This is a genomic window from Thalassospira sp. SN3W (genome assembly GCF_038070535.1).
Taxonomy (GTDB): domain Bacteria; phylum Pseudomonadota; class Alphaproteobacteria; order Rhodospirillales; family Thalassospiraceae; genus Thalassospira; species Thalassospira xiamenensis.
Genome location: NZ_CP121124.1, coordinates 2,877,200 through 2,902,708, shown reverse-complemented (window position 1 = coordinate 2,902,708; position 25,509 = coordinate 2,877,200). Strand labels below are relative to the sequence as shown.

Annotated in this window: 24 protein-coding genes and 1 riboswitch; of the genes, 14 read left to right on the top strand and 10 right to left on the bottom strand. The window is 54.9% G+C overall.

From position 1 onward, the window contains the following. The first annotated feature begins 192 nt into the window (after positions 1–192). The 3 genes from rarD to P8T57_RS13035 all read left to right on the top strand — a co-directional run bounded on the left by rarD (position 193) and on the right by P8T57_RS13035 (position 3,945). Complete coding sequence (gene rarD / locus P8T57_RS13045; protein WP_341363343.1) at positions 193–1,101, top strand: EamA family transporter RarD; 909 nt, start codon at positions 193–195, stop codon at positions 1,099–1,101. Between the two features lie 97 nt (positions 1,102–1,198). Continuing rightward, the gene (grxD, locus tag P8T57_RS13040; protein ID WP_007091305.1) at positions 1,199–1,534 is read left to right on the top strand and encodes a Grx4 family monothiol glutaredoxin; all 336 of its coding nucleotides are present in this window, start codon (positions 1,199–1,201) and stop codon (positions 1,532–1,534) included. 206 nt (positions 1,535–1,740) lie between these two features. Further along, the gene (locus tag P8T57_RS13035) at positions 1,741–3,945 is read left to right on the top strand and encodes a mechanosensitive ion channel domain-containing protein (RefSeq protein ID WP_341363342.1); all 2,205 of its coding nucleotides are present in this window, start codon (positions 1,741–1,743) and stop codon (positions 3,943–3,945) included. 84 nt (positions 3,946–4,029) lie between these two features. Here P8T57_RS13035 and P8T57_RS13030 read toward each other — a convergent pair whose 3' ends face one another. The 4 genes from P8T57_RS13030 to P8T57_RS13015 all read right to left on the bottom strand — a co-directional run bounded on the left by P8T57_RS13030 (position 4,030) and on the right by P8T57_RS13015 (position 8,680). After that, positions 4,030–4,440, bottom strand: a complete 411-nt coding sequence (locus P8T57_RS13030; RefSeq protein WP_202965957.1) for a YbhB/YbcL family Raf kinase inhibitor-like protein — start codon at positions 4,438–4,440, stop codon at positions 4,030–4,032. Between the two features lie 200 nt (positions 4,441–4,640). Beyond that, positions 4,641–5,258, bottom strand: coding sequence for a 30S ribosomal protein S4 (gene rpsD / locus P8T57_RS13025; protein ID WP_007091302.1), 618 nt, complete (start codon positions 5,256–5,258; stop codon positions 4,641–4,643). A gap of 216 nt (positions 5,259–5,474) precedes the next feature. After that, positions 5,475–7,574, bottom strand: a complete 2,100-nt coding sequence (locus tag P8T57_RS13020) for a methyl-accepting chemotaxis protein (protein WP_341363341.1) — start codon at positions 7,572–7,574, stop codon at positions 5,475–5,477. A 314-nt stretch (positions 7,575–7,888) separates the two neighbouring features. Continuing rightward, a complete protein-coding gene (locus tag P8T57_RS13015; protein WP_341363340.1) occupies positions 7,889–8,680 on the bottom strand; it encodes an RNA methyltransferase in 792 nt (263 codons plus the stop codon). A gap of 298 nt (positions 8,681–8,978) precedes the next feature. Then, positions 8,979–9,086: riboswitch (guanidine-I (ykkC/yxkD leader) on the top strand. A gap of 106 nt (positions 9,087–9,192) precedes the next feature. Here P8T57_RS13015 and P8T57_RS13010 point away from each other — a divergent pair. The 5 genes from P8T57_RS13010 to P8T57_RS12990 all read left to right on the top strand — a co-directional run bounded on the left by P8T57_RS13010 (position 9,193) and on the right by P8T57_RS12990 (position 13,873). Continuing rightward, on the top strand, positions 9,193–10,263 hold the full coding sequence (locus P8T57_RS13010) for a putative urea ABC transporter substrate-binding protein (RefSeq protein ID WP_341363339.1): 1,071 nt from the start codon (positions 9,193–9,195) through the stop codon (positions 10,261–10,263). A 165-nt stretch (positions 10,264–10,428) separates the two neighbouring features. Beyond that, a complete protein-coding gene (locus P8T57_RS13005) occupies positions 10,429–11,250 on the top strand; it encodes an ABC transporter permease (RefSeq protein WP_063095986.1) in 822 nt (273 codons plus the stop codon). Beyond that, the gene (locus tag P8T57_RS13000; RefSeq protein WP_341363338.1) at positions 11,250–12,068 is read left to right on the top strand and encodes an ABC transporter ATP-binding protein; all 819 of its coding nucleotides are present in this window, start codon (positions 11,250–11,252) and stop codon (positions 12,066–12,068) included. The genes P8T57_RS13005 and P8T57_RS13000 overlap by 1 nt, the downstream gene beginning before the upstream one ends. A 55-nt stretch (positions 12,069–12,123) precedes the next feature. After that, entirely contained in the window at positions 12,124–13,362 is a 1,239-nt protein-coding gene (locus P8T57_RS12995) for an agmatinase family protein (RefSeq protein WP_037989485.1), read from the top strand. A gap of 4 nt (positions 13,363–13,366) precedes the next feature. Then, positions 13,367–13,873, top strand: a complete 507-nt coding sequence (locus P8T57_RS12990; RefSeq protein ID WP_114095398.1) for a hypothetical protein — start codon at positions 13,367–13,369, stop codon at positions 13,871–13,873. Positions 13,874–13,931: 58 nt separating this feature from the next. On the opposite strand, the gene cimA is transcribed toward P8T57_RS12990, so the two are convergent. Further along, positions 13,932–15,545, bottom strand: coding sequence for a citramalate synthase (gene cimA / locus P8T57_RS12985; RefSeq protein WP_341363337.1), 1,614 nt, complete (start codon positions 15,543–15,545; stop codon positions 13,932–13,934). Between the two features lie 282 nt (positions 15,546–15,827). Between cimA and P8T57_RS12980 the strand changes: the two genes are divergently transcribed. The 3 genes from P8T57_RS12980 (at position 15,828) to P8T57_RS12970 (ending at position 17,800) form a co-directional block, all read left to right on the top strand. Further along, positions 15,828–16,088 (top strand): hypothetical protein, encoded by a 261-nt coding sequence (locus P8T57_RS12980; RefSeq protein WP_037989561.1) that lies wholly within the window; start codon positions 15,828–15,830, stop codon positions 16,086–16,088. A gap of 228 nt (positions 16,089–16,316) precedes the next feature. Next, positions 16,317–17,003 (top strand): DsbA family oxidoreductase, encoded by a 687-nt coding sequence (locus P8T57_RS12975; protein WP_341363336.1) that lies wholly within the window; start codon positions 16,317–16,319, stop codon positions 17,001–17,003. A gap of 143 nt (positions 17,004–17,146) precedes the next feature. Then, entirely contained in the window at positions 17,147–17,800 is a 654-nt protein-coding gene (locus P8T57_RS12970) for a LysE family transporter (RefSeq protein WP_114095400.1), read from the top strand. Here the strand turns inward: P8T57_RS12970 and P8T57_RS12965 are convergent. After that, on the bottom strand, positions 17,797–18,504 hold the full coding sequence (locus tag P8T57_RS12965) for a DUF6064 family protein (protein ID WP_114095401.1): 708 nt from the start codon (positions 18,502–18,504) through the stop codon (positions 17,797–17,799). The two genes, P8T57_RS12970 and P8T57_RS12965, sit on opposite strands and share 4 nt — an antisense overlap. Further along, positions 18,504–19,466, bottom strand: coding sequence for an aldo/keto reductase (locus P8T57_RS12960; RefSeq protein WP_258548514.1), 963 nt, complete (start codon positions 19,464–19,466; stop codon positions 18,504–18,506). Before P8T57_RS12960 ends, P8T57_RS12965 begins: the two co-directional genes overlap by 1 nt. A 147-nt stretch (positions 19,467–19,613) precedes the next feature. On the opposite strand from P8T57_RS12960, the gene P8T57_RS12955 reads away from it, so the two are divergent. After that, complete coding sequence (locus P8T57_RS12955; protein WP_114095402.1) at positions 19,614–19,979, top strand: MerR family transcriptional regulator; 366 nt, start codon at positions 19,614–19,616, stop codon at positions 19,977–19,979. 29 nt (positions 19,980–20,008) lie between these two features. Further along, positions 20,009–20,404 carry a carboxymuconolactone decarboxylase family protein gene (locus tag P8T57_RS12950; protein WP_114095403.1) on the top strand — a complete coding sequence of 132 codons (396 nt, stop codon included), beginning with the start codon at positions 20,009–20,011 and terminating at the stop codon, positions 20,402–20,404. A 57-nt stretch (positions 20,405–20,461) separates the two neighbouring features. On the opposite strand, the gene cysS is transcribed toward P8T57_RS12950, so the two are convergent. From cysS to P8T57_RS12935, 3 genes are all read right to left on the bottom strand, one after another. Beyond that, entirely contained in the window at positions 20,462–21,841 is a 1,380-nt protein-coding gene (cysS, locus tag P8T57_RS12945) for a cysteine--tRNA ligase (RefSeq protein ID WP_341363335.1), read from the bottom strand. A 67-nt stretch (positions 21,842–21,908) separates the two neighbouring features. Next, positions 21,909–23,261 (bottom strand): glutamate--tRNA ligase, encoded by a 1,353-nt coding sequence (locus P8T57_RS12940; protein WP_114095404.1) that lies wholly within the window; start codon positions 23,259–23,261, stop codon positions 21,909–21,911. 12 nt (positions 23,262–23,273) lie between these two features. Next, positions 23,274–24,950 carry an NAD+ synthase gene (locus tag P8T57_RS12935; RefSeq protein WP_341363334.1) on the bottom strand — a complete coding sequence of 559 codons (1,677 nt, stop codon included), beginning with the start codon at positions 24,948–24,950 and terminating at the stop codon, positions 23,274–23,276. Positions 24,951–25,158: 208 nt separating this feature from the next. On the opposite strand from P8T57_RS12935, the gene P8T57_RS12930 reads away from it, so the two are divergent. Then, positions 25,159–25,503, top strand: coding sequence for a YbjQ family protein (locus tag P8T57_RS12930; RefSeq protein WP_007091283.1), 345 nt, complete (start codon positions 25,159–25,161; stop codon positions 25,501–25,503). Positions 25,504–25,509 lie beyond the last annotated feature (6 nt).

The window sequence follows — 25,509 nt, the reverse complement described above, 5'->3', positions numbered from 1 at the left end:
CAAGGCCGCCAGAAAATTACGGGCACCGATCAGCTTCGGTGCCCTTGATAATTCCCGACCTAGACCAGAATGACTACCCGTATTCGAACCCGGATCAATATCCAGGTTTCCGCTCGAGTTCAGGCTTGAATATCGTTCCGCCCATCGGGCACCTGCCGTTTGGTCCCACAAAATGACCATGGTTCAATAACGATGTCCTCATCCCAAAAACCGGCTTTGATCGGTGCCGGACCGCTGGCGGGGCTTGGTGCCTTTGTCATCTGGGGCTTTCTGGGCTTCTATTTCAAAATCATCGATTTCGCGAGCCCGTTTGAAATTCTCGCCCATCGCATCCTATGGTCGGCGATCCTGACATTGACACTGGTTTTTGTCCTGAAACGTCGTGCGCGATTGTGGGACCTGCTGTCGTCCAGACGCACCATGGGACTGTTATTCATAAGCAGCCTGCTGATCGCCGGGAACTGGGTGATCTATATCTGGTCGGTCCATATCGGACATGCGCTTGAAGCCAGCCTTGGCTATTACATCATGCCGCTGATCATGCTGATCCTTGGTCGCATCTTCTTTGGCGAGAAGCTTAATCGCATTCAGATCGTCTCGGTACTGATCTGCTTTGCCGGGGTTCTGAACCTTCTGGTGTTTTTCGGATCACTGCCGTGGATTGCGCTTAGTCTGTCGTTGCTGTTCGGCTTTTATGGCGTCATCCGCAAATTTGTTCCGGCCGATCCGATTGCCGGTCTGTTTGTCGAATGTCTGCTCCTGTCGCCGATGGCATTTGGCTATCTGGTCTGGCTGAATGCATCGGGCACCATGGCCTTCACCAATCTGGGAATCGGCCATGATGCCCTGCTGGTGTCGCTGGGTGCTGTCACAACCATTCCGTTGGTGCTGTTTGCCTTTGCCGCCCGGAACATGAAATTTTCCGCGCTTGGCCTGATGCAGTATCTGAATCCGACGATCCAGTTCTTTGTCGCGGTTCTGTTGCTCGGCGAAACTTTTACCCAGGCGCATATGATAACTTACGCGCTGGTCTGGCTGGGACTTGGCATTTTCACCTGGGATAATCTGCGGACTGCACGGCAATTACGCCGCAAGAGTTGACAGAACCGCCCCTTCCAGCCATATCTTCGGCCATAAAACCATAACCCGAAATATCGCGGCAGAGAGATCGCCGCCTTTGCAGCCAAGGACAACCAACATGACCGACAATCCGGTTTTTGATCGCATCCAGAAAGACATCAACGATAACGACGTCGTTCTGTTCATGAAGGGCACCTCGATGTTCCCGCAATGCGGTTTCTCGGCCGCCGTCGTTCAGGTCCTTGCCGAACTCGGCGCGCCGTTCAAGGACATCAACGTTCTGGTCGACCCGGCAATCCGTCAGGGCATCAAGGACTTCTCGAACTGGCCGACCATTCCGCAGCTTTACGTCAAAGGCGAATTCGTTGGCGGTTGCGACATCGTTCGTGAAATGTATGCCTCGGGCGAACTGGCCCAGCACCTCAAAGACAAGGGCGTTGCTGTCGCTGCCTGATCAAGGCGGATGACGCAAACCCGAACCGGTCTGACACCCGATGATCTGAAACGCGCCGCGCAGATGCCCGGCGCGTTTTTTATTGCCTCAAGCCCTACGTGCATATGGGTCGATGCTGTAAAACCATTCCTTAACACCCCTGTTTGGCTGTACCATGCTTGCAAAAAGGAATTCGTTTTTACGAACAGGGCGTTGGGCGGGACATTATGAAAATCACAACAAAGATCCTGATGTGTTTCGGCCTCTGGCTGCTTGTGGCGGGCATGCCAGACTGGGCACATGCACAGCCTGCCTTGGCTACAATGGCCACTCAAAACGAAGAACAGACCACGGAAACAACCGATCCGTCCGATGATGCCTTGTCCGATACGGCTGAAACGACCTTCAGCTATTACGACTTCCTTGATGCCGGGGTGGCGCGCACCCGCGAACAGATTGCAGATACGATTACCGGCCTTGAAACCTTTCCCGATGAAATGGCACAAACCGGCGATTTTCTGTCATCAGATATCGGCCGTAGAGGGCTGATGCGCCTTGCCCTGTTCACCGTGATTTTTGTTGGTACAGGATTGATCGTCGAATTTCTGTATCGCCGGGCTGCTGCCCCGCTCTGTAGTTATCTTGAAGCACAGCACCCCACCCGGTTTTTTGACCGGCTGCGTCAAATGGCGCTTTTATCCGTCCTGTCGCTGCTGTCTTTGACCGTCTTTGCCATCGGCTCAATCGGTGCCTTCATGATTTTTGACTGGCCGCCCCTGATGAAGGGAGCGCTTCTGTCGATGCTCGCCGCGTTCTTTGTTCTGCGTCTTGTCATGATCGTGCTGCAATTCCTGTTTGCGCCACAGGCTGAAGGCCTTCGGATGATCGATGTCGATCCGCAGACCGCAGCGACACTGACACGTACCATCACCATCGCAAGTGGCGTGTCATTATTTGCCTTTGCACTGGCCGGGGTTTTCCGGCAGTCACCGGCAATGGTCCATGGCGACATCATTCTTTTTGATATCGCGGTCGTGATCAGTGTTCTGGCGTTTTGCATCGCGACGGTTTCGCTGGCGCGTTATTTCGCCACTCACCGACTCACGGGCACAGTTGAAAAGATTGCCCTGCCCGTATCGCTTGCCCGTTTATGGCCCGTCATTGTCTGTGCCTATCTGGTGGCACTCGGCGCGACGACCATTCTGGCGGCAGACCGTTTCATGAAGTGCCTGCTGGCGATTGGCATTGCCTGCCTGTTTGATGTGATTTTACGCAGCATCATCGAAAGCCAGCATCGCAAAAAATCCAGAATGGCCGAGACCAAAGCAGATGCCATCAATGCCCGCGCCGAAGCAGCGACAATTGAAGCCGGGGAAGAATTCAAACCTGTTCAGCCGGACCTTCCGGTCTTTACCCCGGTTCTGAAACGCGGTGTGCGGTTACTTGCCATCGTCTTTGTTCTTGCCAGTTTCTGGCGTATCTGGGGATTTGATCGACTTGCGCTTGCCGAAGATGCCGGGATCATCGCGCGTGCGCTTGATGCCTCGACCGAGATCATCATGATCCTGCTGATCGCCGATCTGGTCTGGTCCCTGATCAAGGCGTTCCTTGACGAGCGCATGAGCCAAAGCGGCGCGGGCGGCGGACATGGCGACGGCGAAGGGGGCGGCACCGGATTATCGCGGATTGAAACCCTGTTACCGCTTTTGAAAAACTTCGCGCTGACCGTCATCGTCATCATGGTGGTGATGGTGACATTGTCCGCCCTTGGGGTTGATATCGGCCCGCTGATTGCCGGTGCTGGCGTTGTTGGCCTTGCCATCGGCTTTGGCAGTCAGGCACTCGTACGCGACGTTGTCGCGGGGGTTTTCTTCCTGCTGGATGATGCCTTCCGGCTTGGCGAATATATTGAAGTCGATAATCTGCGCGGACGGGTTGAAAATATCTCGATCCGGTCGATGCAGTTGCGCCATCATCGTGGCCCCCTGCAAACCGTGCCCTTTGGCGCAATCAAATCGATCATCAATCACAGCCGCGACTGGGTGATCGTCAAACTTGAATTCCGTGTGCCGTTTGAAACCGACGTCAACAAGATCAAGAAGCTGGTCAAAAGGCTGTCTGCCGAACTGCTTGAAGACCCGCTGATCGGTGACAGCTTTATCGAGCCACTGAAATCTCAGGGCGTGCGCCGGATGGAAGAATTCAACATGGTGATCGGGCTTAAATATACCGCCAAACCCGGCGAACAATTCACCATCCGCAAAACCGTCTATCAAAGCGTTCTGGCTATGTTCAAGGAAAACGGCATCCACATGGCATCGCGCAATGTGAAGGTCGATGTGCCGGACGACGCCACACCGGAACAGAAGAAAGAAGCGATTGCCGCCGCTGCCCAGCAGGCATCCGAACAGGTTAACAAGCCGTATGCTTGATCCATTCCCAAAACGAACTTCCGAACCGAATGGCTCGGAAGCTCGAGATTACAGAGCTTGATGCCCAAAGTAAGACAATTTGGCTTACTTGGGTGGAAATGCCTGGGTTTCTTCGCCTTTACCCAAAATCATGCTGCCATCGGCATTCAAAGCCGTGACGGTAAAGCGGTAGTCATGCGATCCGCTCGGGGGACACGGTCCTTTATAGGAAAAGGCACCTGCAGGAATTTTACTGGAACCAGAATAATCGATCGTCCCTCCTCCGTGATTGTAGGTTGGAACGTCCAGATCAACCATTTTAAAGCGGAGTGATGCTGTATCAGCAGGAATGTTTGAAATGACAAACGCAGGCGGCTTGGTGGAGCAGGCGGAAGTTCCATGCCAATCGAATGACACATCCAAAGCAACCATATTTGCAGCCTCTTTTGTTGTTTGGCAGCCAGTTAACCCAAGCACAGACAGCCCAACAATCGCTGCCATTTTCAACATCTTCATGACTTCATCCTCAACCTGAAAATATACATAAAGAGCACAGATCAGCATTCAGGAAGCAGGCAAAGGTGTCAACCCGCCCTCAAGAGTAGAATGCAACTTGAAGTAAACCAACACCTGCTCAGATAACGCATCAGCAAAACAAAAACGCCCGCTGTTTCCAGCGGGCGTTTTGTGTTCGTCTTCGCGAAATCCGATAAGGATTAACGCGAGTAGAATTCGACGACCAGGTTCGGCTGCATCTGAACCGGGTACGGGATTTCTGCGAATTTCGGAACGCGAACGAAGGTGCCTTTGAAGGCCTTCGCGTCAACGTCGAGATATTCCGGAACGTCGCGTTCGTTCAGGTTGGCAGCTTCCATAACCATCGGGATTTCGCGCGAAGCCGGTTTGACTTCAACAACGTCGCCTTCTTTAACGAGGTAAGAAGGAATGGTGACTTTCTTGCCATTGACAAGAATGTGGCCGTGGTTAACGAACTGACGCGCTGCGAACACGGTCGGAACGAATTTCATGCGGTAGATAACAGCATCAAGACGGGTCTCGAGAATACCGACCAGCGTTTCGGAAGTATCGCCCGGACGACGCGATGCTTCTTTGTAGTAACGAAGGAACTGTTTCTCGGAGATGGAGCCGTAATAGCCTTTAAGCTGCTGTTTGGCGAACAGCTGGGTGCCGTAATCTGTCGGCTTTTTACGGCGGGTCGCGCCGTGCATGCCCGGTGCATATTCGCGCTTGTTCAGCGGCGATTTTGCACGGCCCCAAAGGTTCACGCCAAGGCGGCGGTCAATCTTATGCTTTGCAGCAATACGTTTCGACATTTTGTAACTCTCTTTTTTAAGATCACTTTATTGTCCCGATAGTTTCCTGTTTCGGTTAACCCAAACAGGAACGGGGACGAAAACACCTGTTTCGCCCCACTTTCTCGGAAGTGAGGCGCAATATAGAGATCAAGACCGCAGAGTCAAACGAAAAGGCACCCGGGTTTCCCAACCCGAGTGCCCCTGATAACCGTTTAGCCGATTTTCAATGCAAAATCAGACGCCTGCCCGAATATCTCGCAGGAATTGCTCGACCTGCTGACGCAAGCTTGCAGCCTGCCCGGTCAGTTCCTCAGCAGCACTTGCAACATCACTTGCAGATTCGCCAACTTTGCCGGTCGATGCTGTCACTTGTCCGATCGTTGACGTAACCTCGGTCGTGCCCTGTGCCGCCTGCCCGACGTTGCGCGCGATTTCTTCGGTCGCCGCCCCCTGCTGTTCAACAGCGGCCGCAATCGTCGATGCGATTTCGCTGATGCGACCGATGGTTTCAGTGATCCCGCCGATTGCCTCGACCGCATCCCGGGTTGCCCCCTGAATACCACCGATCTGACCGGAAATATCGTCTGTTGCACGCGCGGTCTGACTGGCAAGATTCTTGACCTCATTTGCAACAACCGCAAAGCCCTTGCCGGCATCCCCGGCACGCGCAGCCTCGATTGTCGCATTCAGCGCCAGAAGATTTGTCTGCGACGCAATATCCTGAATCAAGGTTACAACATCGCCGATCTTTTCCGCCGCATCGGCAAGACCGCCGATCAACTGGTTTGTTCTGTTGGCTTCTTCTACGGCATTGCCCGCAATCTCGTTTGATTGCGCAACCTGCGACGAAATTTCACGGATCGACGCAGACAGCTCTTCGGTCGCGGAAGCCACAGTCTGTACATTATTGGATGCTTCTTCGGCGGCTGCATTCACCGCTGCGGCCTGTGATCGCGTGTCAACAGCGATCTGGTTCATGACCCCGGAAGACGACGACAGACGATCCGCAGCATTGCTCACCGAGCCGACCACTCCTCCAACAGAACTTTCAAACGAGTCTGCAAGCTGGTTCAACTGGGTACGGCGCCTTTCCTCGGCCACATGATCGGCTTTAAGTTTTTCGGCCTCGGCATTGCGAACACGCACGGCATTTTCCCGAAACACCGCAACGGCCTGTGCCATGCGGCCAAACTCGTTCGAACGGTCGGTATAGGGAATCTCGACATCGACATCATTCTGCGCCAGCGCATTCATCCGTTCGGTCATCCGCAACACCGGACGCCCCAACGCACCGCCAAGCCAAAAAGCGATAATCGCAACCGCAAGAACCGCAACAGCCGCCACGACGAGGGCGATATAAAGCTGGTTATTTGCCTCTGCCAGAATAGCTTTCATCGGGATCGCCGTACCCAATGCCCAGTTCGTACCCGTTTTGCCAATCGATATTGGTGTAAAGGTGACATAGTAAGACGCACTATCGGCACCGAGCTTCATTTCACGACCAAAAGCCTCACCTTTGCCAATACTTTCCAGGACCGGTGCCAGTGCAGGATCAATATCGCTGATATTCTGCCCAACCCGATCCTTGGCACTGTGTGCGACAACATAGCCCCCTTCTGAAATCAGGGTAGCCATACCACTCTCGGGCAAGGCAATCTGGTCGATAATGCCCTGCAGCGTTTCAAGCGCCAGATCGACGGTTACGCCGCCAATCACCTTACTGCCCGGTTCCCCCTCAAATACCGGCGCACTGATGGTTGTCATTAACACGTCGACATTGTTCACGGGATAGACATAAGGTTCGACAATGGTTTCACGTCGTTCGTCACGGGGAACCAACCACCAATCGCCATCCCCCGGCGTTTCAAACCCGATCAGCGGCTCAAACGCGATCTTGCCCGATGCATCACGATAGAAATAGGGCACAAACCGACCGGCATCATCGCTGCCTGCCACATTGGCGCTGCTGCTATCGGCACCGTCAAAGGCGTTCGGTTCCCACACCGTTCCACTGCCGACAATCCCGGGATGCTGACGCAGTAATTCGGAAATGATTTCACCGGCAACTTCGCGGTCAGGCTTACCTGCCGCAACCATGCCTTTTAGCGCCGAGGCTGTCGAACGAACGGCTTCCGCCGGAATATTCAATTCCTCAGAAACCGAATTGGCATATCGATAAGCCTGTTCGCGCGCCTGTTCGACCGATACCTTGTGAATGGCATCGAATGACGAAGATTGCGTAACCAGCAAAACCACCGCAACCGCAGAAAACGCAAGTGCCGCCATCGAAATCAGCAGCTGAACCTTGACCGAAAGATTTAGAAATCCCTTCATACCCCACCCCAATGCTCAAACATTTGAGAAACCTCTGAACCCCCGTCCGGGTGGCCCATCTCTTATAAGATTGTGTTATGAACCCCAGACTCAAGGATAGGTCGGGAAAACAGGCGATGTCACGGATAACTTTGTAACTACAATTACAAATCACCTTACATTATTACATTTGTATAAAAAAATTCATAAAAAGTCGGTCGTGACTCACGGGGTAGCACCAAGCTGTCGACTGAATACTGAAAGCACCCCAAACAACAACACCCGCCAAAATCGGCGGGTGTTGTGTACCAATCTGCACAGAAGCAGACATGCAGCTATGGCTTGTGCTTACCGCCCCGCATCGCGACGATCATGCCGCGAAGTGTCTGAACTTCCTGGTGGGTCAGGTTGGCGCGGTTGAAAATATTGCGGATATTGCGTGCCATATTCGGGCGTTTTGCCTCGACCCGGAAGAAACCGGAATTATCCAGTTCCGCCTCGAGATGTTCGAACAAACGATCCAACTCGTCCCGGGTTGCCGGGAAGGTATCGTTCATCATCATCTGGTAATCGGGCACATCGACACCAGCCTGCCACCATTCATACCCGATCAGCAGCACGGCCTGCGCAAGGTTAAGCGATGTGAAGCCCGGGTTCAGCGGCACTGTCACGACCGCATCGGCCATCGAAATATGTTCGTTGCGCACACCGGTGCGTTCCGGACCGAACATCACGCCGACCTTTTCCCCCTGCGCGACATTGGCGCGCATTTCAGGTGCCAGTCCCTTTGGGGTAAAAACCGGCTTGATCGCGTCGCGCGTCCGCGCGGTCGTCACATAAACCCGGTTCATATCCGCGAGCGCGTCTTCTTCGCGCTCGAACACCTTGGTATTGTCGATGACAATATCAGCCCCCGACGCATTCGCGGTTGCCCGTTCATTGGGCCAGCCATCACGCGGTCGCACAAGGCGCAAGTCAACCAAACCGCAATTGAGCATGGCGCGCGCCGCCTTGCCGATATTGTCGCCAAGCTGCGGTTCGATCAGGATGATGACAGGCGGATTGGCGATACCGCCGGTTTCGGGTCTTGCGCCATCCGGCATAGCCGCGTCTGCGACGTCGCTCATCGCTTGAATTCTCCGGTCTTTGCATGGGGTAAAGTGCGGGCATGCCCGTCAATATTGGCGCTTCTTTACCAAAAGCCAATGCACGATGCCAGCACACATTACACGCACGGAAGATGCATTATTTTTGATCATATTTATTTTTATGGTTATTTTTTAATCAAAAATTGCGGGCTGCATATATGCATTTCGCGCAACAGGCAGCGTCACTAACATCAGTATTATCCTTTATTTCGATAGCATTACCAACATCCAAAGACGTATTTCAGGTGACTGGCATATGCATTGCTTCTGTTTGAGTGTGCAGCGCGCCTAGGGTTCCGGTTCCGAAAGGAATGCTGGTCCAAGAGGCGCAAGCCAGCCAGAGTTTCACAGGCTGGTGACACGGCGGGCCAAAATCCCGGGAGACAACTGCACAGGTTTGTCGCGCACAAGCCTTCTCCCGGTTTGTGTGCAAGAGCCTTTCTTGAATTGACTGATCGGAAGTGATCCGCAAAACAAGCAGGAGCGCACACATGTTAAAGACGTTTTTCAAAACACTTTCGTTTGCCGCCGTCCTTTCTGCCTCTTTGGCTTCCCTACCCGCCCACGCCGAACAAAAGTCCGATTTCAAAGTCTGCTGGTCGATCTATGTCGGTTGGATGCCGTGGGGGTATCTGCAAGATAGCGGCATCATGAAAAAATGGGCCGACAAATACGACATCTCGGTCGATATCGTGCAGATCAACGATTACGTTGAATCGATCAACCAATACACCGCTGGCGAATATGACGGCTGCTCCATGACCAATATGGACGCGCTTTCGATCCCGGCCGGTGGCGGGATTGATACCACCGCCCTGATTGTTGGCGATTATTCCAACGGCAATGACGGCATCATCCTGAAAAACGCAACTGACCTTGCCACCATCAAGGGCCAGAACATCAATCTGGTTGAACTTTCCGTTTCCCATTACCTGCTAGCGCGTGCACTTGAAAAGATCGGCCTGTCCGAACAGGACGTCACGGTCGTGAATACATCCGACGCCGACATGATCGCGACCTATGCCACTGACGATGTGACATCGGTCGTGACATGGAATCCGCTTCTGTCGGAAATTGCCGCCAACGATAACGCGACACTCGTCTTTGATAGTGCGGGTATCCCCGGCGAAATCATCGATATCATGATGGTCAACACCGAAACCCTTGCCGACAATCCCGCTTTCGGCAAGGCATTGGTTGGCGCATGGTATGAATTGATGGGCATCATGGCATCCGACACCGACGAAGGCATTGCCGCACGCACAGCAATGGCCGAAGCATCAGGTACCGATCTTGCCGGATACGATGCCCAGCTTGCCAGCACGGCGATGTTCTTTACCCCGGACAAGGCGGTTGAATTCACCAAATCGGCCGAGCTTCCCGAAACCATGAAATTCGTCGCCGAATTCCTGTTCGACAAGGGCATCCTTGGTGAAGGCGCACCAAGCCCGGAATTCGTTGGCGTCAGCTTCCCGGATGGCAGCATCTATGGCGATAGCGCCAATGTGAAGCTGAAATTTGATACGACCTATATGGAGATGGCCGCCAACGGCGAGCTTTGAAACCGTGTATTCGTCACGCCACCAAGCGCTTCGCTGATTAACTCTGTCGGCCATCCGGCCTTGTAACATTCGTTGCACCAGTTGCATCAGGTTCGGATGGCCGACCTTTCAGATTTTTGCCCGTCTTGACCACTGCCCCGTTTTTGCAATTGCAAGGTGACGGCCATGCGTATCATCAATCGCACCCTTTCCCGGCGCGCAGCCATATTGCTGGGCTCGATCCCGTTTGCGCTTTTGATCGGGGCCTATGCCATCGCAAGCCATCTGCGCCGGATCGATAATCCGGCCGACAAGCTTTTACCGTCGCTTGGCAGCATGGGGGATGCGATCTGGCGCATGGGGTTCGAGGCCGACAAACGGTCGGGCGATTACCTTCTGTGGCTTGATACGATCGATAGCCTGTCGCGCCTTGCGGTCGGCATTTTCATTTCCACCCTGCTTGCCATCGGGCTTGGCATTTCCATCGGCTTCATTCCGCATATCAGGCGCGGTCTGGCACCCTTTGTCGCCACCCTGTCCCTGATCCCTCCAATCACCATCCTGCCGATCCTGTTCATCATTTTCGGATTGGGCGAGACTTCCAAGGTAATGCTGATCGCGATTGGCACCGCCCCGGTCATGATCAGGACCATCGCACAGGCGGTGATGGATATCCCGCGCGAACTGATCATCAAGGCCGAAACGCTGGGCGCCTCGACCTGGCAAATGATCACGCGTGTGGTTTTGCCGCAAGTCATGCCAAAACTGATCACTGCCATCCGGCTTGGCCTTGTCCCGGCATGGATTTTCCTGATTTCCGCCGAGGCCATCGCATCAACCAGCGGCCTTGGCTATCGCATCTTTCTGGTGCGTCGTTACCTCGCAATGGATGTGATCCTGCCTTATGTCGCCTGGATCACGCTTCTGGCCTTTATTCTTGACCGGTTGCTGTTGATGGCATCGCGCAAGGCTTTCCCTTGGAACCACCTTTCGGGGGATAGCCTGTGATGCGCGACCCGAAATTCATGATCCGCAACCTGACCAAGTCTTACGGCGAATATCCGGTGCTTGAACGCATCAATCTGAATATCGAAGCCGGGGCCTTTTGCACGCTGGTCGGGGCATCGGGCTGTGGCAAATCGACCTTTTTACGCATGCTGCTGTCCCAGGAACTGCCAAGCAGCGGCGATATACTGATGGATGGCGCACCACTGCCGCAACAACCCACCCCTGATCGCGGCATTGTCTTTCAACGCTATTCGGTTTTTCCGCATCTGACCGTTGCCGAAAACCTCATGATCGGGGCCGAATTTGCTGCACGCAAATTGACCGGCCGCCTGTTTGGCCGCGCACGCAAAAAGGCCCGCGATGATGTTGCCGAACTGCTTGAAACCATCGGCCTGTCACCAGCGGCCAACAAATATCCAAGTCAGCTTTCGGGCGGCATGCAGCAACGCCTTGCTATTGCTCAGGCCCTGACAATGAAACCCAGCGTGCTGTTGCTGGACGAGCCATTTGGCGCGCTTGATCCCGGTATTCGCAATGACATGCATGAATTGCTGCTGGACCTGTGGAAGGCGCATGACATGACGTTCTTCATGGTCACGCACGACATCCACGAGGCCTTCAAACTCGGCACCCGGATGCTGGTATTTGACAAGTTGCGCGATGATCCGCACGCGCCAGAAGCCTATGGCGCGACCATCACATACGACCTGCCGATTGACCTGTCTGCCGCACCGCTTCCCGGTGCCAATGGCGAAACCGATGAAACCGACGGCATGAATTTCTCGGCCGCTCTGATGGCGACCGCGCCGGTTCCCTGATTTCAAACCCGAAAGCCAACCCAACAAAGACTGACGCAACCCAAAGGAAACAACCATGCGCGATTTCTTTGCCCCCCAAAATGTCCGCCGACATCGCGTGGCCGGAACATTGCCCGCCCCCGCCGCAACCCGTCACCACCACCCGAATTTCGACAAGCTGCAATTGCGTGGTTGGAAATCGGCGGAAAAAGAAGCCCTGCTGCCATCTGCCGCTTGGGAAAAGGAAAAGCAGTGGGCGCTTCGCATGGGTTTGACCGGCTCGGATTGCCTGACCGATAAATCGATCCCGACCTTTGCCCGGGGCGAACTGCCCCATTATGCCGGGATCAACACGTTTCTGAAGGCACCCTATATCGAAGACGTCACCAAGGTCGGTGCCTATGACGCGGCGGTTATCGGCATCCCGTTTGACGGAGGCACGACATACCGCCCCGGCACGCGTTTCGGCCCGCAGGGGGTTCGCAAGATATCCGCCCTTTACACGCCCTATAACTATGAAATGGGGGTCGATCTTCGCGAACAGATGACGCTTTGCGATGTAGGTGATGTTTTCACCATCCCGGCCAATATCGAAAAGACCTTTGATCAGATTACGCGCGCGGTCAGCCACGTTGCATCCAGCGGCGCACTTCCGATCATGATCGGCGGCGATCATTCCATCGGCTTCCCGTGCGTGCGTGGCATTGCGCAATGCACATCCAAACGTATCGGCATCGTGCATTTCGACCGCCATATCGACATTCAGGAAAAAGACCTTGATGAACGCATGCACACCACGCCGTGGTTCCATGCCACCGATCTGGTAAATGTTCCAGCGGTGAACCTTGTGCAGGTCGGCATTGGCGGCTGGCAGGTGCCGCGCGAAGGGGTCGAAGTTGCACGCAATCGCAATACCAACATCTTCACCATGCGCGATGTCGAGGAACTTGGACTGGCCGAAACCGCCGCGCGCGCGCTTGAACTGGCATGGAAGGATGCGGATGCTGTCTATATCTCGTTTGATATCGACAGTGTCGATTGCGGTTTCGTTCCGGGCACCGGCTGGCCCGAACCTGGCGGTTTCCTGCCGCGCGAGGCATTGGAGCTTGTATCGCTTGTCGCGGCAGAGGGAATTTGCGGCCTTGAAGTCGTTGAAGTTTCGCCGCCCTATGATTGCTCGGACATTACCGCCCTGCTGGCAACGCGCGTGATTGTCGATGTGCTGGGTACACTGGTGTCACATGGCAAAATGGGATCGCATCGCGGCATCATCGACAAACCGGTCACCATCCCCGCCGGCCCGGATGTGGAGTAACCAGATGCCCCATGATCATCACGATAACGGCCACAACCATTCTCACGGACCGGGGCATAATCACGCCCCGGACCACGATCACCTGCATTCCCATGTCCACGGCCAAAGCGACGCCGATCATGCCGAGGAATTACAGGTCCTGTCCTCAAGCTTCGTCGAAGGCTTCCGCAAAGCCGATGACAAGGCAAGCTACCTTCGCCTTGCCGATATCCCGTTTCAAAAGATCGGCAAGGATGGTCTGACCATGCATCTGGTCGATGCCAAAATCACAACCAACTGGCAAATCGGCACCGCCTGCCCGGCCTTTGCTACCCGCGAACTGGCCTATCTGCCGTTCCCCGGCAGCATGATCGAGGAACGCGAAACCATGACATTCACCTATGTGTCGATGACCGAACGGGCCGATATCGATCTGCTAAGCTTCATGGCCGAACGCTTTGGGCATGGGCACAAACATGGACACGATCATCACGATCACAGTCATGACCACCCGCATCACCATCACAGCTAAACGTCAAAGGGCGCGAATCAAACCGCGCCCTTTGCAATTTTATCGCCTGAACCAACCGTCACGCATGCTGGCTGCGCACACCGGATTTGAACAGTTTATAGGTGATCGAATCCCGAAGCGCGTTATAGGACGCCTCGATAATGTTGGTGGAAACCCCCACCGTTGACCAACTATTGCCATCCGCATCGCGGCTTTCGATCATGACGCGGGTGACCGCACGCGTACCGTCGCCACGCGTTATGATGCGAACCTTATAGTCGATCAGTTCGATCTGCTGCACGGCTTCGACATATTCCGGCACGGTCAGAAGCACCTTGCGCAATGCGGCATCAAGCGCGTTGACCGGGCCATTGCCCTCTGCCACCGACATGAACTGTCCATCGCCGACCACAACCTTGACGGTGGCCTCGGACATGGTGATGACCTGTTCGTCCTGCTCGTCCACCCAGCGACGTTCGTCAATCACGCGGAAAGATGTCACACGGAAATAACGGTCAAGCTCGCCCAATGCCTTGCGCGCCAGAAGTTCGAAACTGGCTTCGGCTCCGTCATAGGCATAACCGTCAAATTCGCGCTGCTTGACTGCCTCGACAAGCTTGCCGACCGCATCGGATTTTGGATCGACCTCGACCCCGATTTCACGGAACCGGGCCAGAATATTTGAACGCCCCGCCTGATCCGACACAAGGATATGACGCTGATTTCCGACAAGCTCCGGCTCGATATGCTCGTAACAGGCCGGGTTCTTTTCCACGGCCGAAACATGCAATCCGCCCTTGTGTGCAAAGGCACTATCGCCGACATAGGCCGCCTGACGGGTCGGTTCGCGGTTAAGGCGTTCATCAAGAATGTGCGAAATACGGCGCAGATGGGTCAGTTGTTCATGCGAAATGCCGACGTCATATCCCATCTTCAGCATCAGGGTCGGGATAATCGAAATCAGGTTGGCATTGCCGCACCGCTCGCCCAGACCATTCAGCGTACCCTGCACCTGGCGCACGCCGGCCCGGACCGCCGCCAACGAGTTCGCCACCGCATTCTCGGTGTCGTTATGGCAGTGAATACCGACATTTCCGCCCGGCACATGGGTGCAGACATCGGTGACAATGTCGAAAATCTCGTCGGGCAGGGTGCCGCCATTGGTATCGCAAAGGACAACCCAGCGCGCACCGGCCTCATAGGCCGCCTTGATCGCGGCAAGGGCATAATCGCGATTGGCCTTGTAACCGTCAAAGAAATGCTCGGCATCGAACATGACCTCGGAAACTTGGCTTTTCAGATGTGCGATGGATTCCGAAATCATCGCAAGGTTCTCCGAAAGCTCAATCCCGAGCGCCTCGGTCACCTGAAAATCCCAGCTTTTTCCAACCATGCAAACAATCGGCGCGCTTTGGGCCAACGTTGCCAGCCCCGGATCATTGGATGCCGAACGCCCTGCGCGCCGTGTCATGCCAAAGGCGGTCAGTTTCGAATTTTTAAGTTTCGGCGGATTGGCAAAGAATGCGTCATCGGTCGGGTTTGCCCCGGGCCAGCCGCCTTCAATATAGTCAATCGACAGCTCGTCCAGTGCCTTGGCAATTGCGGTTTTGTCCGCTGCCGAAAAATCCACGCCCTGGGTCTGCTGCCCGTCGCGCAAGGTACTGTCGTATAGATAGACGCGCTTGTCTGACATATTCATTCCAAAACTGATCGATCTTGTCTTGTTCCGGCGCTTGCCGGGCGGTCTGGCAAATTGCCGCAAAACCGTCATTTACGCAACCGCATTACAAGACATGCCAATTATGCGCTGCTTTTTGCCCGAAATCGCGTAATTACCCACCTTTAGGATAGCAAACCTGTCCCCCTGAATGGTTGTAAAGGTATGGTAGTAGTGATTAACTCTACCATACATTGTGAGGCGACCGGGAATACACCCCCCCATTTCTTCGGGCTTCACATGGATGGGGACACCAAAATGGCACTAAAAGCCGCCGAAGATTTTGACGTTATGCTGCTTGCGGGTCTGACATGGCACCGTGCAGGCAAAAACAGCTGGACGGCGTCTGACCGTTTCGCCGCCTATACGATTTTTCTCGAACCTGATGACCGGTGGTACGGTCAATGGGAACGCGACGGCGAGAAAATGGCGGCTGACTGGTCCTGTCCCACTCTTGAAACATTTGCCGAATATATGGTCGACAACGCCCGTCGCCAGAATATCGAAGGCATGGATTGAAATTCGCACCCTGTTGGCCGCGCTGCCATCAGAAGCGTCCCACGTGCACACCCCGAAACTCGGATTAGATCGTTGATCGACCTCCCCCCGCCGAGTTGTTGCACATATGACGGCCTGTCTCCCCCGGACAGGCCGTTTCTTTTGCCACCCTGCATATCTGTCCTTGCGTTTGGCTCCATAGCGCTTATGTCTGGGCCATCCAGATATTCATAAGACAAGGCACAATTCATGAGCAACGGCATCCCGATGCAGATCGATATCGTCTCCGACGTTGTCTGCCCCTGGTGCATCATCGGCTATAAAAACCTTGAACAGGCGATGGAACGCCTTGACGGTCAGGTCGACATCAAGCTGCGCTGGCACCCGTTTGAACTGAATCCGGATATGGGTCCGGAAGGGCAGAACCTGTCAGAACATATCAAGGAAAAATACGGTCTGACCCCGGATCAAAGTGCGGAAAACCGCGACCGTATTTCGATGATGGGCGAGAATGTCGGCTTTGACATCCGCTTTAGCTCCGACAGCCGCATCTACAATACCTTTGATGCGCACCGGATGCTCTATTGGGCGGGCAAAGAAGGCAAACAGACCGAAATGAAACTGGCCCTGTTCCGCGCCTATTTTCAGGAGGGCGAAAACCCCGGCGAACACGGTGTTCTTAAACGCGCCGCCGAGGAAGTTGGCCTTTCACCGGAAAAGGCAGACGAAATTCTTGGCAGCGATATGTTCGCCAAGGAAGTCCGCGCCGAAGAAGAAGAATTCCGCAATGCCGGTATTTCATCGGTTCCAACCTATGTCGTGAACGGTAAATACGCCATTTCCGGCGGCCATCCGCCCGAGGTTTTCGAACAGGCATTGTCCGAAATCGCCCGTCAGGTTGAAGTTGCCGACGATGAAGTCATTCTCGACGACTGATACCGATCATTGGATATGACCATGAAAGCCCCGGTTGCGTCTCGCGCCGGGGCTTCTGCATTCTCGACAGTTGCACAACCGGGGCGTAAAGTTTACATGCCGCCACCACGGCATGTTTGCCACCTTGTTCAAAGGACCGCCCCATGATCGACTTTGCCGATATCGCCCCTTATCTGCCGGGAATATTTCTGGCCTACGCGGCCCTTCTGATGGGCCTGATCAGCCCCGGCCCTGCCTTGCTGGGTCTGATGGGGGTCTCACTTGAACGCGGGCGCCGTGCGGGTCATTGCTTTGCCATCGGGATCGGGGCCGGATCGCTTTGCATTGGCATTCTGACCCTGACCGGCCTTTCTGCCCTTCTGGCAAGCTGGGCTGATGCCATGACCGTCATTCGTATTGCCGGCGGGATTTATCTTTTGTGGATGGCTTTCAAAGCCTTTCGTTCTGCGTTCCACCCTGTGCAACCGGCCAGTGATGCCATTGCGCGCGACGACAAAGCCATCTCGCCGGTCGGGTATTTCGGCCGGGGACTCGGTCTTCACCTGACCAATCCCAAGGCAATTCTGACATGGATTGCCATCATCTCCATCGGCTTTGCCGATGGCACACCGATTTGGGTGGGGTGGGTGATCGTAATCGGCTGCGGCACGATTTCAACACTTGTGCATTTCGCCTATGCCACCGCCTTTTCGACCGCACCAGCCATTTCGCTTTATCGCCGCGCGGCGCGCTGGATTAATGGTTTGCTTGGCGTGTTCTTTGCCGCGGTTGGCATTCGCCTGCTTGCCGGGCGCTAGTCATCCGCGCCAGCATCAAGCAATGACCGGCGGGTGACACCGTTCTTCTGATCCATCCAGCCACCAAGCACTGTCAGCCAAACCGCAATCAATGGCAGCAGCGCGATATCCTGATCCATCACCCACAATGTGCCGCTCGCCAGTACACACCACGCCATCGGCACAGGCAATAAAATCCAGCGCCACGACCCGCGCGCCAGCAGGATAAAGCCAAGCGTCCCGATGGCCGTCGGATCGGCAGCACTGCCAAACAGTTCCGCCTGTATCAGGTCGCGTCCTTCGATCAAGCCGACAAAGGGATAGACGAAAATCGCAATCGCGATCATCACTACCCCGGCAATGCAGGAAAAATCACCGCGCCAGCCAAATCGCAAAGGCATCCGGCGCGCGGCAAACATCACCATCAACAATGCCTCGGTAATAAAGGCCGGAATGAAATACGGGATTATCCAGTTGATCGGCTGGTAATAATACCAAAGGAAGCCCGCACTCACCCAGCCCCAGATCATCGCCAGCAGAACAAGCGCCACCCGGTTGCCGCGATTGCCATGCCGGATGGAAAGACCAAATGTGATCATCCCCGCGACCAGTGCGGCACTCACCGCCAGCCACCACGTAGTATTCAGCGTTTCAAACAGCCGGTAATAAACGCGCGGCGAAAACAGCAGAAAATCTGCCAGACTGTAGCTCCACCATTCGCTCATCACAGGCCCCCGATCACGGCAGCAATACGTTGGCGCATGTCGTCATCGGGCATCGGGCCGGTGGCGGCCTGCATGTTTTCCATGGCGTGCATCGGTTGCGTGGTTGCCGGGATCGGGCAGGTTACCGCCGAGTGAGATATCAGATATTTCAGGATCAGCTGCGCCCAGCTTTTTGCCTCGATCTCGGCGGCAAAATCGGGAAGCTTTTCACCTTCTAAGCGGTCAATCAGACTGCCACCGCGAAACGGTCGATTGACGATCACGGCAATGCCGCGTTCCTCGGCCAGCGGTAAAAGGTAATCCTCAACCTTGCGATCCACCGGGTTATAAGTCACCTGCACGAAATCAATCGGCGTGTTTTTCATCACCGCCATCAAATCATCGGTTCGCCTGCCATGCGATGTCGTAACGCCGACATAACGCAGCCGTCCGGCATCCTTCATATCAAACAGAAGCGGCAGGTTGTCGTTGATACCCACCAGATTATGAACCTGCAACAGGTCAAATTTTTCGATGTTCCAGTGCTCGGATGTTTGCGCGATCTGTTCGGCACCATCATCCGAAGTCCAAACCTTGTCGGTGGAAAATACCCGGTCGCGCGCGCCCAGTTTATCAAGCCCGTAACCGATCACCTCCTGGGATGATCCATACATCGGCGAGCTGTCGATCATGCGTCCGCCCCCGTCAAAAAACGCCTGCATGACATTGGCGCACTGATCGCGCAAAACCGGATCATTCCCGACATTAAACGTGATCCAGCTGCCCAGACCGACCGCCGGGATCATTTCACCACTGGACGGGATCGGCTTTTTGATCACATCGGGGATCTTGCGATTATCAAGCGTTTGCGCCCAAAGCGGCTTGATCGCGCCAAGGCCCGCTATTGCGCCAATCGCCGTCGCCCCACGAAGGAAATTCCGTCGACCCAGTAAAAACATCGCAATCACAACCCTGTCGTTCATAACCGGTCACAGGATAGAAGGTGGTCCGAATGTCATGGCTGCGCAACCGCAAGATGTTGCACAAACTGGCAAAAAATTTGCGCTTGACCTAAAGTACACTCCAGCAGCTAGCCTTTTGAAAGTTCCCCAAGCTGACAGGTGACCGACATGATGATTGGTGAAGTCTCGGCCAAAAGCGGTTTACCCATTCACACGCTGCGCTATTACGAAAAAATCGGTCTTGTGCCCAAACCGTCACGCGATGCGGGCGGCCGACGGTGCTATGACCCGGAAATTCTTGACTGGCTGACTTTCATTTCACGCCTCAAGGATCTTGGCATGCCGATCCGCGACCGGGTGCGGTTTGCCCGTCTGCGCAGCGAGGGCGAACAAACGGTTGGCGAACGGCGCGAACTTCTCGAAATCTATCGCACCGGGTTGGCCCAAAAAATCGCCGAACTGACCGAAACCCTCGAAGTGCTTGATTACAAGATCGCCAATTACGACGAAATCGGCCGCAAGAAAACGGCCTGATCCCGAAAAAGACCTTACAGGAGCCCCTTATGGCTGAACAGAAAAGCGCGCTCGACGCCGGGCGCGATGTTGTCGCACGTCTGAACCCGCTGCTTGAAGGTACGCTGGCCGAAAAATACGATGCCCTGGTGCCCGGATTTGCCGAAAGCCTCGTTGAATGGGCTTATGGCCGTCATTACGCGCGGTCCAACCTTGATCTGAAAACCCGTCAGCTTTGCACGATTTCCGCCCTGACGGTTCTGGGCGGGCAAACCGCACCGCAGCTTAAGGTCAATATCAAACACTCTCTTGCCGTCGGGGCAACGCGCGAAGAAATCATCGAAGCGATCTGGCAGATGGCGGTTTATGGCGGTCTTCCAGCCGCGATCAACGGCCTTAACGCCGCACAGGAACTGTTTGACGAACTGGACGCCATGGCCGCTTAAAGTAAAAAGGCACCGCAGGTCTCCCGGCGGTGCCTTTTCCAATTCAAATCCGACGGATCAAACGCGTTTCCAGCTTGTACCTTCCTTGAAGTCTTCAAGCAGGATACCGCGCGCCAAAAGATCGTTTCTGATCTGATCGGCCGTTGCGAAATCGCGGTTTTTCTTCGCTTCTGCACGCTGCTGGATCAGGCTGTCAATCTCGGCGGCCTCGTCTTCATCGGCAGAACCGGTGAACCAGGCTTCCGGGTCATTTTCAAGAATACCCAGCAACGTTGCCGCCGCCAGAACACGGCCCTTGGCCTCGGCCTTGTCGTATTTCTTGGTCGCCTTGTTCAGTTCGGTCACCAGTTCATGGAATTCCGCAATCGCCAGCGGCGTATTAAGATCATCACACAGCGCATTCAGGACCGATTCCGGCACCGGAGTGTTTTCCGGTTCGATATCAGTGGTCTGACGAAGGGCGGTATAGAACCGATCCAGCGCCTCTTTGGCCTGACGCAGGTTTTCTTCGGTCCAGTTGATCGGCTGGTGATAGTGGGTTCCCAGCATCGCAAGCCGGATCGCCTCGCCCGGCCAGTTTTCCAAAAGCTCGTGCACGGTGACAAAGTTGCCAAGCGACTTGGACATCTTTTCACCTTCGACCATCAGATGGCCGTTATGCATCCAGTATTTGGCGTAACTAGAACCCTTGTTCGCGCAGCAGCTTTGCGCGATTTCGTTTTCATGATGCGGGAAAACCAGATCCGATCCGCCGCCATGAATGTCGAAATTCTCGCCCAGATAGCGCGTCGACATGGCAGAGCATTCAATATGCCAACCCGGACGTCCGCGACCCCATGGGCTTTCCCAGCCCGGCGTCTCGTCATCGGACGGTTTCCACAGAACGAAGTCCGCCGGATCCTTTTTATAGGGGGCGACTTCAACCCGGGCACCGGCGATCATTTCCTTGCGGTCGCGACGCGACAGTTTGCCGTATTCTTCATACTGGCCGACCGAAAACAGCACGTGCCCTTCGGCGGCATAGGCAAAGTCCTGTTCGATCAGGCTTTCGCACATCTCGATCATTTCGGCGATATGTTCGGTCGCGCGCGGTTCGATATCGGGCTTGGCAGCATTAAGCGCGCCCATATCCTCCAGATAGGCCTGATGGGTGCGTTTGGTGATTTCCGAAATCGGCTCGCCGCTTTGGCGGGCGCGTTCGTTGATCTTGTCATCAACGTCGGTGACGTTGCGCACATAGGTCACGTTTGGATAGATATGACGCAACACACGCACCAGCGTATCAAACACCACAACAGGCCGTGCATTGCCGACATGGGCATAGTCATAAACCGTCGGGCCGCAGACATAAAGCCGGACATGGCTTGCATCGATCGGCTCGAACACCTGCTTTTCGCGGCTTAAGGTGTCATAGATACGCAATGTGGTCTTGGTCATGTTTTCGGTCCATATGGCTTGTGTTTTCGGATTTGCAGGATATTTCCGGCGGTCAAAGCTGTTTGCCTTAGACCGCCTTTCCACAAAGCCGCTCACACGCCTTTTCACGTCCGATCAGAACCAGCATCGCCGACATTTCCGGGCCATGTTCACGCCCCGTCAGTGCCTTGCGAAGCGGCATGAAAAGCTCCTTGCCCTTGCGGCCCGTCGCATCCTTGATCGCACCGGTCCATGCTTTCCAGCTGGTCGCATCAAGGTTACCTTCGGGCAGCATATCGGCGGCCTGCTTTAAAAATTCCACATCGGCATCGTCGATCTGCGGGATGACCTGCTTGGTGATCACATCCCACCATTCAACTGCTTCTGCCACGCGCCAGCAATTGCCGCGCACCGCGTTCCAGAATTCTTCCGGCGCGTCTCCCAAACCAAGGGCCTCAAGCTTTGGCTTTGCCGTTTCAAACGACATGTCATGAACGACTTTTTCGTTCAGGCTGGCAAGTTCCGCCGGATCGAATTTCGGGGTCGAACGGCCATAATGCGAAAGATCGAACTTCCCAAGCACTTCGGTAAGTGTTGCCGGTTCGATCTTGTCCGATGCGCCAAGTCCGGTCAGAAGACCGACAAGTGATGCGACCTCGAACCCGTCATTGCGCAATTCGCGAAGCGAAAGGCTGCCCAGACGTTTGGATAGCTGCGAACCACCCGGCCCCGCCAGAAGCGGCATATGGGCAAATTCAAGCGCGCCGGGCTTACCGCCCATCGCCATATAAAGCAGGATCTGCGACACCGTGTTGGTCACATGGTCTTCGCCGCGAATGATATGGGTAACACCCATTTCAAGATCATCGACGACCGACCCCAGCATATAAAGCAGCGATCCGTCTTCGCGGATCAGAACCGGGTCGGACACATGTTCGGTGTCAAACGTGCAAATCCCGCGCGTCAGGTCATCCCATTCAACCACCCCATCCGTCAGAAGGAAGCGCCAGTGCGGCTTGCGGCCCTCGGCCTCAAGATGGGCAATTTCATCATCCGAAAGCGTCAATGCCTTGCGGTCATAGATAAACGGCTGGTGACGCTGGCGGGCGGCCTTGCGTTTCCAGTTAAGTTCGCCTTCGGTCTCGTAGCACGGATAAAGCATGTTGCGCGATTTCAGGTCATCAATCGCCGCGTCATATTTATCCTGACGCAGGCTTTGACGTTCTTCGCGGTCCCAGTCGATGCCAAGCCATTTCAGGTCTTCGCGGATCGCATCAACATATTCGTCTTTGGAACGGACCGGATCGGTATCGTCAAAGCGCAGAATGAACTCTCCACCATGTTTACGGGCATAAAGCCAGTTCATCATGGCAACGCGGGCATTACCGACGTGAAGAAGCCCGGTCGGGCTGGGTGCAAATCGCAGGACAGGTTTTGTCATTTCAAACTTTTTTCAGGTCACTAAATTCGTGAAACCGTTGGTAATCGGATAGCGGCGGTCGCGGCCAAAGGCACGCGGCGTGATCTTCACCCCGGGCGGTGCCTGTCGGCGTTTATATTCCGCCCGGTCAAGCAATCGCCAGACCCGGCGTACCGTGGCCTCGTCATGGCCGCTTTGCACAATCTCGGAAACAGACCGTTCGCCTTCAATCATCTGATGCAGGATATCATCAAGAACGTCATAAGGCGGCAGGCTATCTTCGTCTTTCTGATCCGGGCGCAATTCGGCCGATGGCGGCTTGGTAATGATCCGTTCCGGGATCACAATGCCGTCCGGGCCCAGTGCGCCTATCGGATGATGGGCATTGCGCCAATGGCAAAGCGCAAAAACCGTTGTTTTATAAAGATCTTTCAAAACCGAATAGCCACCGCACATGTCACCATACAGCGTGGCATAGCCGACCGACATTTCCGACTTGTTGCCCGTCGCCAGAACCATATGGCCGAACTTGTTTGAAAGCCCCATCAGGATGATCCCGCGCGAACGGGCCTGAATGTTTTCTTCGGTAATATCCGGGTCGCGGCCTTCGAATGCCGGGGCAAGCATCTGTTCGAATGCTTCCATGGCAGGCCCGATATTGATGTTTTCAATCCCGGTTTTCAGCATCCCAGCGCATTGTTCGGCATCCTCAAGGCTTTCACGCGATGTATAGGGTGACGGCATCATCACCAGCCGCACCCGATCTGATCCCAGCGCATCAACGGCAATGGCGGCTGAAAGCGCGCTATCAATCCCGCCCGACATGCCGATCACAACACCGGGGAACCGGTTTTTGTTCACATAATCCCGAAGCCCCAGAACCAATGTCTGGTATATTGCATCAAGCCCGCTTGGATAGTCGGCCTTTGGTGCAGTCTTATCACACCGCCAGGTGCCATCGTCACCACGCGACCACGTATTGGTCACGACATCCTCGGCAAAGCCCGGCAGGGCCACGGCCAATGATCCATCACCGTTAAGACCGAACGAGCCGCCATCAAACACCAGTTCGTCCTGACCACCGACTTCGTTGCAGTAAATCATCGGGACGCCGGTTTCACGGACCCGATCCGCAATCAGGTTACGGCGCAGATCGCCCTTGTCGGCCTCAAACGGTGATCCGTTCGGCACCAGGAAAATTTCCGCCCCGCGATCTCGCAGATGGGCAACAACCTTTGGCGTCCAGACATCCTCGCAGATTGGCACACCAAGTGTTACCCCCCGGAATGACACGACGTCGGGCATCGGTCCGGCGCTGAACACGCGTTTTTCATCAAACACGCCATAATTCGGCAGGTCGTTTTTTGCCCGCACCGTTTCGATCTTGCCCTGATCGATCAGAAGAACCGCGTTAAAGCGTTCCCCGTCAATATCCCACGGTGCCGTTAACAACAAGGCCGGGCCGTTTTTGCGCGACCTGGTGCGTTCGCAGATATCTTCGACCGCATGACGCAGATGGCGCATGAAGGCAGGCTTCATCACCAGATCCTCGGGCGGATAGCCCGACAGAACCAGTTCGGAATAAAGGACAATATCCGCGCCCTGATCGGCCGCAGTTTCCCAGGCAGCCACAACTTTCTCGGCATTCCCGGCAACGTCGCCGACAATGGGGTTAAGCTGGGCAATCGCGATGGCAAGCATATTTGTCATGATGTTGGAATAGGAGGCGTCCGGTTTGGTGTCAATTGCCGAATGCTCGATAGCAGCACTGCATCGGCAACAATGCCGTATTTTTGCACTGTCATCGCAACTTCATTCACCGTCACTTGATAATCGCTTGCAATACGTTCGCAAAGTGGCTTTATTGCGCCAGCCGAAAAATCGGCACCAAAAACAATAATTTGAGACGAGCAAACCAATGACGAAAAACCAAAACACGGCGGCAGAATTGCCGGTCGTGACAATATCCCATATTCCGGGCCGTGAAATCAGCGAAAATCTGGGCATCGTATTTGGCAGTTCGGTTCGCAGCCGAAGCTTCCTGTTTGATATTTTTGCCTTTTTCAAAAACCTGTTTGGCGGCGAAGTGCGTTCTTATACCCGTCTTCTAGAACAGGCCCAGACCGAGGCCCTCGAACGCCTGGTCAAACAGGCCGGTGTGATGGATGCCGATGCGGTTGTTGATGTGCATTTTTCCACATCGCAGGTCGCATACAAGGCGGCTGAAATCTTTGCCTATGGCACGGCTGTTCGCCTGAAATAATCCCCG